Here is a 229-nt window from a genome sequence, read left to right as displayed (position 1 = left end):
GCATTTCGTCGCTGGCCAGCTCGTCGATCACGCCGGGGTGCTGCATCAGGGAGCGCGCGGGCCACTTGGCCGAGCCCAGCAGGCGCAGCAGGCGCTCCTGCACGGCCGGGCGTTCGCCCAGCAGCGCCAGGTAGCTCTCGCGGCGCATCAGCGGCTCGATCCAGTCGGCCCCGCGCAGCGCGGCATCGACGTGGCGCGGCGTCTGGCCTTCGCCGTCGCCGTCGGGCTC

At 74.7% G+C, this 229-nt stretch carries 1 protein-coding gene; it reads right to left on the bottom strand.

What is annotated here, in order from left to right:
- On the bottom strand, positions 1-229 hold a 229-nt coding region (locus tag AC0IYU_RS35060; protein ID WP_472127024.1), incomplete at both ends, for a hypothetical protein.

Source organism: Variovorax sp. AC103 (genome assembly GCF_979254005.1).
The sequence above is the reverse complement of the archived record's forward strand: the minus strand, read 5'-3'. Positions and strand labels throughout refer to the sequence as shown.